The 10,526-nt window shown below is 63.3% G+C and carries 8 protein-coding genes; 6 read left to right on the top strand and 2 right to left on the bottom strand.

All coding sequences use genetic code 11. The features are described from left to right. Positions 1–2: 2 nt before the first annotated feature. The 5 genes from NWFMUON74_RS25685 to NWFMUON74_RS25665 all read left to right on the top strand — a co-directional run bounded on the left by NWFMUON74_RS25685 (position 3) and on the right by NWFMUON74_RS25665 (position 4,601). The gene (locus tag NWFMUON74_RS25685) at positions 3–500 is read left to right on the top strand and encodes a hypothetical protein (protein WP_187684347.1); all 498 of its coding nucleotides are present in this window, start codon (positions 3–5) and stop codon (positions 498–500) included. Between the two features lie 36 nt (positions 501–536). Then, positions 537–863, top strand: a complete 327-nt coding sequence (locus NWFMUON74_RS25680) for a hypothetical protein (protein ID WP_197986911.1) — start codon at positions 537–539, stop codon at positions 861–863. A gap of 56 nt (positions 864–919) precedes the next feature. Beyond that, positions 920–2,986 (top strand): hypothetical protein, encoded by a 2,067-nt coding sequence (locus NWFMUON74_RS25675; protein WP_187684346.1) that lies wholly within the window; start codon positions 920–922, stop codon positions 2,984–2,986. Further along, positions 2,983–3,951 carry a DUF2637 domain-containing protein gene (locus NWFMUON74_RS25670; RefSeq protein ID WP_187684345.1) on the top strand — a complete coding sequence of 323 codons (969 nt, stop codon included), beginning with the start codon at positions 2,983–2,985 and terminating at the stop codon, positions 3,949–3,951. Before NWFMUON74_RS25675 ends, NWFMUON74_RS25670 begins: the two co-directional genes overlap by 4 nt. 209 nt (positions 3,952–4,160) lie before the next feature. Beyond that, positions 4,161–4,601, top strand: coding sequence for a hypothetical protein (locus NWFMUON74_RS25665; protein ID WP_187684344.1), 441 nt, complete (start codon positions 4,161–4,163; stop codon positions 4,599–4,601). A 1,073-nt stretch (positions 4,602–5,674) separates the two neighbouring features. Here the strand turns inward: NWFMUON74_RS25665 and NWFMUON74_RS25660 are convergent. Then, the gene (locus tag NWFMUON74_RS25660; protein ID WP_187684343.1) at positions 5,675–8,059 is read right to left on the bottom strand and encodes a hypothetical protein; all 2,385 of its coding nucleotides are present in this window, start codon (positions 8,057–8,059) and stop codon (positions 5,675–5,677) included. 918 nt (positions 8,060–8,977) lie between these two features. Further along, the gene (locus NWFMUON74_RS25655; protein ID WP_187684342.1) at positions 8,978–9,847 is read right to left on the bottom strand and encodes a hypothetical protein; all 870 of its coding nucleotides are present in this window, start codon (positions 9,845–9,847) and stop codon (positions 8,978–8,980) included. Positions 9,848–10,073: 226 nt separating this feature from the next. Here NWFMUON74_RS25655 and NWFMUON74_RS25650 point away from each other — a divergent pair, with 226 nt between their 5' ends. Next, positions 10,074–10,400 carry a hypothetical protein gene (locus NWFMUON74_RS25650; RefSeq protein ID WP_187684341.1) on the top strand — a complete coding sequence of 109 codons (327 nt, stop codon included), beginning with the start codon at positions 10,074–10,076 and terminating at the stop codon, positions 10,398–10,400. The last annotated feature ends 126 nt before the right edge of the window (positions 10,401–10,526 follow it).

Here is a 10,526-nt window from a genome sequence, read left to right as displayed (position 1 = left end):
CCATGAGCATCGACCCCCATGAGATCAACGACGACGAGGACGTACTGGTCGAGCGGTTCGCCGCCGACCTCGACGCCATCGCCGATGCCGATCAGGCCATCGCCCGCATGCGTGACCCCCGAGTGCCGTCGGGCGGCCGGGTGGAGCAGTGGGCCAAGCCCGCGATGTCGAAGACGCGCAGCGTCCGCGACACGGCGCGGGTGTGGTCGCCCGCGCTGGCCGCGACCGTGGTGTTCCTGGTCTTGCTGCTGTCCCCGGCGCCGAAAACGGGGCCGTTGATCGTGTACGCGCTGGGCTGGCTCGGCTACGGGCTGTGGGTCTCCGCGGGCCGCCCCGGCCCCCGCGATTCCGCTGTCCTGATCGGCCGCACCGCGGCCACGGTCGGCCGCTGGATCGCCGCAGCCGCGATCTGGGTGTTCAACCAGACCCGCCGCGCCGCCCGCGCGGTGACGCGCACCGGGTCCCGGTCGGCGGAGACCCGGCCCGCGGCGGCGAACTGACTTCCCCTGAGCATCCGCTGATTGAGAGGAAATGCGTTGTCCCACTACGAATTCGATCTGCCCGAGCGCCCGGCCGAGACGTCCTCCGACCTCGATCCCGCGCCGTTGACCGACCACGTTCCAGCCGAGCCGGTAACCAGTTCCGCCGCGGACATCGCCGATCACCTGCGCACGCTGAGCACCGTCGAGGACGGCGCCGCGTACCTCAGCACGCAGGAGCTGGACCGCGAGAGCCTGCTGGCCCTCGCTGGCGAACTGCACCTGACACGAGTGGACCGGCTCAGCCGTGCCGAGCTGCAAAGACGAGTGCTCCGGCAGGCCATCACCGCGCGCCGGAAGTTCGAAGGGCTGCGGGACTGGTGACCACCAGCTCCGCGCAGATACGCCCCATCATTCGACCCATCGAGGAGTGAAACACCATGACAGAACACGAAGTTGACGACATCACCCGCGAACTGGCCCGGTTCGGGCATGCCGCGGTGACGACGTTCCAGCAGTGGCGCCGGTTCAACCCGCAGGCCACGCGGGTGCCGTCGTGGCTGCATCGGGAGATGACGCGGCAGATGAAGCAGCATCGCCGTGAAATCAAGCGACAGTGGAAAGCCGATCTGCGCGAGCAGGGCCAGCAGCGGCGCACCGACCGCCGCGCGTTCTACAACCATCTCGATCGGCAGTTCGAACGGCATCAGGAAAGTTCGTTGGCGCTGCACCATTCGCCTTCGGCGTCGGCGGAACTGTACGCGCGGGCGCAATGGGAGCTGGCCACGCGGCGCCAGGAGCTCGCGCAGCAGATCAACAGCGCGCCGTGGCTGACCCGCGAGGAGCGCGGGCAGGCATACAAGGCCCTGGACGCGGCGCATTTCGCCGGAATCCGGGGTGTGCAGAAGTGGGAGCCGTGGAACGAGCGCCGCCCGCTGGCCGGTGTCGCCGCATTGAAAGCGCGAGCCGCTGACCGGCTGGCCAGGATCCGGCACGGATTTCTCGACCGCGGCCGGACCGGGGTCCGGGGCCGCGCCGACCGGCCCGCGCAGTTCACTCCCGAGGAGCGGCTCGAGGAGGTGCGGCGGCTGATCGGTGTCCGCCAGTACACGCAGGTCACCGGCCGTGTGTTCGAGGACCGATTGTGGAACGAGCGCGGGCAGCGGTTGCACGACTACGACCCGGACCTTCTGCAGCGGCATCTGCGGACGCTGAGCGAGTTGGACACCCGGATCAACCAGGCGATCGAGTCGTCCGGGCTGACCTATGACCAATGGCGCCAGGTCCGTGCCGACATGGCGGCCGAGCCGTCGCACGCGATGGTGCGCCACGCCGAACGCGCGGGCCGCTGGGAGCTGGAACGCGTATTCCGGACCGACGCCGAGCCCGGCACGGCCGACGAGATCGCGGACACGCCGTGGATGGGTCGGTTCTGGGCACACGAGGAGAGTCCGGACTGCGAACGGGCTCTCCTTCAAGAGCTCGAGGCCCCACCGGCGGATTGGCAGCCGTACGCTCCCGATTCCGACGACCGGTTCGTGACGGTACTCAACAGTGGTGACCCCACGGGGCTACATGTGCAAACCTTTCGCACCGCGACCGAGGCGTACGACTGGGCGCAGCACAAGCTGCCATGGATCACGGCAGACGAGCGGACCACGGTCGCCGTCGTGGTATGGGACCGCAGTGTCCCGCTTGGAGCGGATGGCGATACCCACCCGTCCTCGATCGACAAACTGCATGGCTCCCTGGCTGATGTCGACCGCGAACTGGATCGGCGCTATGAGTTCGAGCGTGACCGGGCTCGATTCGAACGCGGCGGCGCGGCGGACCTGACGCGGGCCACGCTCGCCGGGGCTGACGAACTCCGCATCGACCGCGGTCAGATGCACGTGTCCGGCGGGGCGCGGGCGGGCCGGGAGTCGGCGGCCGACCTGCTGCCGCAGCTGTCCGCTGTGCGGGCCGAACGTGACCAGCTTCGGCACCAACTCGAGGACGTGCTCAGCATGCCGGAGGTAATCGCGGCATTCGAGCGGCAGGAAGCGGCCACCCGGCCCAGCAGGCAGGCAGGCAACGGGCATGCCGCACCGCGACCTTCGGCCCGGGACGGCCAGGAGGAGATCGTGTGTGCCGTCGACTCTCTGGCGTGGGACGAGTACATGCACGACCCCGTCCGTAGCCCGCTCCCGCCGCGGGCAACTGGGCCGATGGCGACCACGGCGAACCCGGACATGCCTGAATCCGCGACCGCGCCCAGCGAACGAGGCATCTCCGAACTCGACCGGCTCGCCGAGGAGAACCGCAACCTGCGTGGCGAACTGGCTCGAGCCCTCGACGAGCGTGACGACCTGCTACGCGGCCGTGACGATCTGCTGATCGATCGCGGAAGCGTTGCCAGCCACGACCACGACGGGTCCGCACCTGCCGCGCCGGATGTCCCGGCGATGGAGACGGTGCCGTCGACCAACGGCATCACAGGGCTGGAATGGGGAGGGTTCGACCGATGACCGGCACCGATTACCGGGCCGGTGCGCACGCGGTGCGCAGTAGCGACCCTGCGCACCACCGCGCCGCGACCGGTGCGCAGGGCGGGAAACCGGCTGGTGCGCGGACCGCTGAGGAGACCGCGGCGATCCGGTTCTTCTGGGGTGAGTTGTTGCTCGTGGCGGCGATGTCGATCGCGGGCAACATCGTGCACGCCTGGATCAACGCACCGACCGGAAAGCACTGGGTCGCCGCGTTCGTGGCAAGTTTCCCGCCAGTAGCGTTGCTGGCAGCAACCCACGGCGTCGGCCTGCTCGTGCGCGCCCAGAACAAAGCCCGCCTCGCGTACTGGGCTGTTGTCGCGCTCACCGCCGCTATCGCCGGGGTCGCGTTCCGATTGTCGTTCGACGCCTTGCGGGAACTGTCGACCCAGGTCGGGATGAGCGAACACCTGGCGTGGCTGTTCCCGCTCATCATCGACGGCGCCATCGGGCAAGCCACCATCGCACTACTGGTGCTGGCACGCACCGACCGCACCGCCGGTGCCGACGAGGTGCGCACCGCGCCGGAACCGGTGCGCACCGACGACCCCGTACGCACCGTGTCGGTGCGCGAGGTCCGCACCGAGACCTACTCGCGCTCAGCGGAACTGACCGCACAGCAACCGGCCGGAGTGATCGAGACCGGCCCGCGCACCGCCCTCGAACCGAGCGCACCGGACCCGTGGCAGCGCATCGCCGAATCGGTGTGCGGTGCGGACCCGGCCGGGCGCCGCGACACCGGCAAGGTTGCCGCGATTTTGCGGTTGAAGTTCGAGGAGAACTGGTCCCACGCGCGGATCGCCGAACACGTCGAGCTGAGCAAGACCGCGGTCACCCGGACCATCACCGCGGCCCGCGAGCAGTACGACGTCGACGCCGCGGTGCCCGCGCGGATCGAGCGCGACCGCGAGGACAGGGAGGAGGAACCGGCCACCCTGACCGACTGACCGGCCCCACTGGGTGGTTCGGGAGTGTGTGCCGGGTGGTGATCCTCCCGCGTCAAGGGCGCCTGCGGCGTCGCTGGCGCGATGAACACCCTGGACCCGCGAGCCTCGCACCACCCGAGGGCAAGCCCAACCAAGGGGCAGGCGGGGAGCCTGCCCCACCAATCCCCTTCACCACCAGCAGATTCCAACCCTATTTGGAGGTAACTGAAATGACCGCATCGACCGATCTGGACCTTATCAACGCCGACCTGATGACTGCCGGCGTCCCGAACGCCTTCGGCCGCGACGCCCAGCGCGGCGACACCCTGACCGGCGAGATCGTGGCCGTCGAGCGGCGTCACCGCCGCGACAGCACCGGCCAGCCGCTCTACTGGGTCGACCGCAAGCCCAGCCCCATCGAGACCGGGCAGCCGGTCATCGACAACGTGCTGATCGTGCAGACCGACACTCGCGACCACGAAGACGACGACGGGCAGCGGTCGCTGCGCCTGGACCGCGACGTCAAAAAGGCCCTGTCCGAGGCGATCCGCGCCGCAGGGGAGAAGGGCATCGCGATCGGCGGCCGGATCGAGGGCTTCATGCTCGCCGGACACGCCCAGGGCGGCGGCCGCATCTACGACGGCGGCACCTACACCCCGCCCACCGCGTAACCAGCAGCCCCGGCAGCCAGCCCCCCGGCCCACGTGGCCGGGGGCTTTCTCGTGTGCACAGCAAGCAACCACCGAGAAACGTGACACCAGCAGGTAACCCACTCTTTGCCCGCTCCCTCTCGAAGCGGAACGCGCCGACGCGGGCGGCTGGGTCAAGGGTGGCCGCAGGCCATCGCGCAGCGACGCCGCAGGCGCCCTTGACGCAGACGACTCGTCGGCCACAATCGCACCGCTGAGGGAGCGGGTTACGTCCTTCGTGAGGCGGGCCGTGGTCGATGCGAGAGCGGTTTTCGGCTGTTTCGATGGTCGATCGGCGTTCGAAAGTTGTTCAACAAGTGTTGGATAACAGACGTTAGCTCAGCTAACGTCTGATGTCGATCTCGGTACCCACCGGATTCCCACCCTGAGCTGGGGTTTCGGGGTGTCCCGTTCCACCCGCCACCAATGGAGAGCACATACCCACTTCGTGCGCATGTGCTCTCCATTGGTGGCGGGTGGAACGGGACAGTTGGGTTGTGGGGTGCGGTTGGGAATCCGGTGGGTACCGAGATCGAGTTGGGGTGCGTGGTTGCGTTTGGGTGCGGATGTTGCGTTGGCAAGGTGGTTCCGCGACGGGCTAGCGTGTCGAAGTCGGCCGTGAACGGCCTTTGTTCGCCACGCTGTTGCCAGCGTCGCTAAGTTGGGTCACCTCCGGCTTGCTGGGCACGCCGTGTGCCTAGGCTTCGGTTGGTGCCGCCGGACTCGTGTTCGTGTTAGGGTTGCTGCCGCGGCCAGCGGTTTTCGCTGTAGGTGCGACGGCGTAGGCCGCCGTCGTGCGCGAGCACGGCTCGCGGAAGGACTGGTGCGGCCTTCGGCCACATGCCCCTGGGTGGGACCGCCTGCATTGTGATCGCGCGCCCCTCCAGCCTCAAGGGCGCTTCGCGTCGGCTGCGCCGATGGCCTTCGGCCACCCTTGACCCTGGAGCCTCTACGCGCGACGAGCAGGCTCTTGAGGGGCAGGCCGGTGGCCTGCCCGGGATGGTCACGCAGGCGGTCCCACCCAGGGGCAAGAATTTGCGCTGGCGTACTTTCCTCTATTCGACTTCCCATTGCGCGCGTCGCCATTTGCCTGTATCTGAATTGACCCGAAGTAGGAATTCGCCAAACTCGGCATTTAATTCCTTTTCGGAAACTTCAGCTCCGTCTGCTCTTCTAATCGTATAGTCGCTACGCCAAGAAAAATAATCTTGGCCGTACGTAGGTCCGATGGACTGTAAGTCGTAAAGATGCTCGGCGGTCAAGGAGAAGTGCGGTCGGCCGTTCGGATCCGCCAAGACTCGCCAGACGTCCCCACAGATATTAGCGCGGTCAAGAGTTGCGCAGAAAGTGACAGTCGCATTCACGCGGTCCGCAGCTTTCCAAAGTTTAGCCAATTCAGCCTCATTGAGACCTCGTGCCCGAGCTTTGCATTCGCCTAGAACCCATTTTCCGTTGGCGATTACTGCCAATACGTCAATCTCCGCCATCGATTGTTTTGCGCCTGGCTCGAATAGCTCGATGCCTGGATATGCTCCAAACATTGCCCCTTTGCCGAGTATCTTTGCGAGATGGCGCATTGCAAGAATAGGCGCTAGAACGTCGCTATTCATAGCACGAAGCAAGGTTTCACTAGGACGGTATCTGTGTTCAATCCTGTCAACCCCGAACGGATTGACAATTACGCGGCCGCACCCGTGGCAGATTAGTTCAGGAACGGAGTCCGCAAATGCTCGCCATTGATGATAATTGCAATACTGGCACTCCGCCTCGAACCCGCGTATCAGGATGCGATGCGCAATGGCCCATTCCACCCATACGGAAGCTTCATTTCTCGAAATTCCGAGAATTTCTCGAATTCGATTAAAGGTCATATATCCGACCTCTTCGAGGTCGGGCGTGCCAATAGCGAGGTCGAGCTTCGCCCGCAATTCTTCGTAGCGATCCGAGCCCTCAATAATATCTGAGCCCGCCAGATACTGATCGAGGCGTCGCTTCACAAGGCTGGCATGCCCTCGACGGCTCATTTCCGATAAAACTGCAACAACTCCAGGAGCCGTGAGCATTGCAATATTTCCGTCTGCAGCTCGTATTAAGTGCTCAGCTGCCCGACCGGCGTCACTAGGACGCAGTTCAATATTTTGATCCCTACCGAGCGCATGCAACGTTTCGAGGCCGGAAGGGTGCGATATTGACCGGAACGAGTCTAGTTCTCCCACGTGAGAGATCTTCCCTCGGAGGTAGCCTGGCTCGGTGCGCCACTTCCCGCGTCGCATGGTCTCGCTGTATGGCAATACGTTGTTTTTGATGATCGTAGTTAGGACTAGCCATGTAGCACGGGAACTGCCGAGATAGCCTTGGCCGAGTTCCTTGATGTCAGTCGAAGAAAACGATGGTATAGTAGCTGATCCCTCTGTAAACTGTACTACTTCTGTCGATGAAACACAGTATCCATAGATTTCGCCAAGCAAATCGTTTGGGTCAACAACACTGAATATTTCGTCCGTATCTATTTCTTGTAGGGCACTTTGTGAAATGGAGAACGAAGTCAGGGCAACATTGTGGTCAAATCCAAAGTAGTGGCAAAGGCCGTCTGATCCGGCTACTATTTCAATGTCATCTGATGTTGAATCGCTGTAGGGGATTGCCACTGGCAATCCGTCGATATGCGCGAATCGTGCTCGGAGATTCCATATTAATGCCAGATCATCAACACTACCGGGATCGTAAACGACGACAATGTTGGGGCCAAATTTAGACGATGCCGTGCTTTGGCCGTAGGTAAACCGTGATGTACTTGGGAAACCTTTATTATATCCGGCGGATAGCCCTGCTGGTAGGCGAATTCTTGTCAGATTTACGGCAGATATTGCGTCTCCGCTCTTAATCCTTTCCACCAAATCTCTAGCAGAAGGTTTGGCTTCGACTCCCCTAATATCGATCAGATCGTCGAATGTCAGATCTAATCTGAGGTCGTTGTACTGGTTCTTGTCTCGATCGGCGGTGGTTGGGAGGTTGCCAAAGATGGCTAGATATGAGATGTACCATGGGTCTTGAAAATCTATCCCCCTGCATGTTTGCACCCGACGGTCTATGGCATCCTCTACGAGTTGCCGAAGGAGATACTGTGTTGCATTCCCGTGTATATCGGAATAACGTTCTTCTACTTCTTGGGGCAGGATCTTTCGCCCTTCGAGAGCGTCGATATTGCTTGCCTGGATGATATGGGAGAGTTTTTCGCTTATCTCGGGCTTCGCAGGGTCGATCGAGATTATTGGCATCGCGCCTCCTGCCCATTTTGAGCAAAGCGCGACTACTACTTCAGTTGCATCTTCGATCGAGTTGCGCCGTGTGGCAATCGCAACAGCACGAGGCCGAAGCTGTCGTTCGATTGAGTATGAGCCTGTCAGCAGGTCATCTACGAGTAGGGGCCAGAGATCCACGTTTACGTCCTCTCGATGAGCGGTACCGGGTAGATGGAACGTGCTACATGCGCATCGCTTGGTCGGCTTAAGGTGTTGCACCCGGCTGTGGCTGAGCTGGCGGAAAGCTAGAGGGCAGTGCCAACAGCTGGCGGTTGCCGGCCGTGTGGCAGGGGATGTCTGCTGCCCGTTCTGGCATGAACCGAGAAAAGGCCCAGGGCAGGGCCTGCGTGAACGTTGGTGCGCGAGACTGCGGTTTGAACCAGCGACGCGGGGCTAGCTAGCAAGATCATTACGTTGCCGCCCAACAGCTCTAGATTTTACCATTTTGCTTGGCTCTGAGCCGCGTATACACAGGTCAGGACAGTGTTCTGGGGCAATGGACTCATAATCCGTTGGTCGTGGGTTCGAGCCCCACCCGTCCCACTTCACATGCGTCAGGGCTACATCGTCGGAATCGTCGGAGACCCGCAAGCGCAGAGTCGGCCGACGAGTCGCCGACGGCAGCACGACGCTCTGCAAGTTCTTTCGCAGTGGCCGATCGAGTGCTTTGTGCCCTGGCGACTTCGTTGGACGACCTGAAAGATGCTGGGGGAAGGGCGGTTCGGGGCCGCATGGAACCTACGTGGCTGCTGGTTCGCAGTGGTCACGATCGGATGGTCGGGGAAGTCGAACATGGGACCGCGCACCTCCACGATTGCCGACCCGAGTCGCGTGGCGGCATAGGCCGCGCTGCACACGGCCGACAGGCAAGAGTAATCATCGATACGGTGACGCCTACTGCGGATCGTCTCGCTCTTATGGCGGGTTTGCCCGAAGGCTCTGTCAGTGTTCCGGCTCATTTGCCCAAGGACAGGAGCCTGGCTGCGTGATTCGTGCAGTTCCTGACGTATCTCGGCTTGGGGGTGATGGCAATAGCGCTGACGATCATCAGTATGGTCAGCGGCCGGGCTGTTCCGCCATGGGGTCGAAGTGTTGTAAGGCGCCTGTGGTCAGTAGTTTTTCGCGGGTGTCGGTGTCGGGGATCCATGAGTGGAAGTAGGCGCGGGCCTCGTCCCAGTCGCCGCTTTCGATGGCGGCGTGTACCAGGTCGCGGGAGCGAAGCATGAAAGAGAGGCGGATGGGGTCGTCCGGGTTGTCGCGCCAATTGTCGGAGAAGTTGGTGAAGTTGCTGAACTTGGTTACCCAGCTGTCGAAGGTAGGGTTCGGGTAGTGCAGGATGGCGGGTTTTTCGACAATTCGATGCTCACCGCGGTAGCCGGAGAAGTCGTGGGCTCCCGCGTGGACGCCGGAGGTGGCGCGGACGGCGCTCTTGCCGTTGCCGTAGGCCATGAATTCGCTTCGGCCGTTGATCCGGAACAGGGTGCATTCGGTGTAGAAGTTGGAAACCTCGTGATCGACCGGTACGGCTTCGTGGTTCACGAACGTGATGTGACCCACGTCGGGCATGGACCGCCAGCTGGTGTCACCGCCGTCGAACAGGATCTCGTCCTGGTCGAGCGCCATGACCCAGTCGATCCCGTGATTCGCGGCGAAATTGACCACGAACTGCGTGTTGGTATTGATTCGATCCATGAGGCCGGACGGCGTCAGATCACTGCGCTCGTGTCCGGGGAGCAGTATCACTTTCGGATGCTTTGCGAAGGGCTCGAACAGGGGCCGTTCGCCGGGGTCGTCCATGAATATGAGGATCAGGTCGGCGCGGCGCAGGTGGTAATCGATCCACGTTTGATAGTTCGGGCCCGGCGTCAGAACTGTCGTGCAGATAACCAGACTGTTTCCAATAGCGGGCCCTGAACTCGGAGGCATGGCCCAGATTGTAACTGCGCCAATGTGAACGGTGACATGAGCGGGTGGAGGGTGAGGGTGACGCTGCTGAGGACCCGCCGCGACCTCTACCTCGCGCGAATGTGATTCGGAGCCGCAGCGGTGACCTGCGGTGTCGCCGCCTCCTTCGATGGATTCGTGGAGAGGGAACCGAACGGGTCCGTCCGCCGTCCAAGTATTCGACCGATGCGAGGGTGAGGGAGGCCCCATGCAGCAGCAGTTACACGTCGATGCTGCGGCCGTGGCTGCCTATACCGCGGCTGCCGCCGACGTGGCCGCCGTATTGGGCATCGCGGCACGATCCGCCGCGGATGCCACCGACATCGACGCTCTGATCAGGGATCTCGGCGAGATCGGCCGCGACTTCGTCACTCGCTGGGTGTCCGCGGTCGGCGGCCACGTCGATGCACTGACCGCCGCATCGGGGCAGATAGGTCATTGCGGGCAGGCGCTGTCTTATCTGGCCGACGTCACCAGCGTGACCGATGCGGACGTCGCGGCCGGGATCAGTGACGCTGGGTGGGCGCTCGCATGAGGGGCCTGACTTCCGCGGGCACGGGCGTGACCGGCGTCGACATCCCCGATCCGCCGTTGGTTGCTGCTCTGGCCGGGCCGTTGTATGCGTTGCGGACCGCGCTCGGATCGGGTGCGAGTGTGCCGG

Origin of the sequence: Nocardia wallacei (genome assembly GCF_014466955.1) — a bacterium.
In the GTDB taxonomy this organism is placed as follows: domain Bacteria; phylum Actinomycetota; class Actinomycetes; order Mycobacteriales; family Mycobacteriaceae; genus Nocardia; species Nocardia wallacei.
Note: the sequence above shows the minus strand (reverse complement) of the source record. Positions and strands in the feature narration are given on the sequence as shown.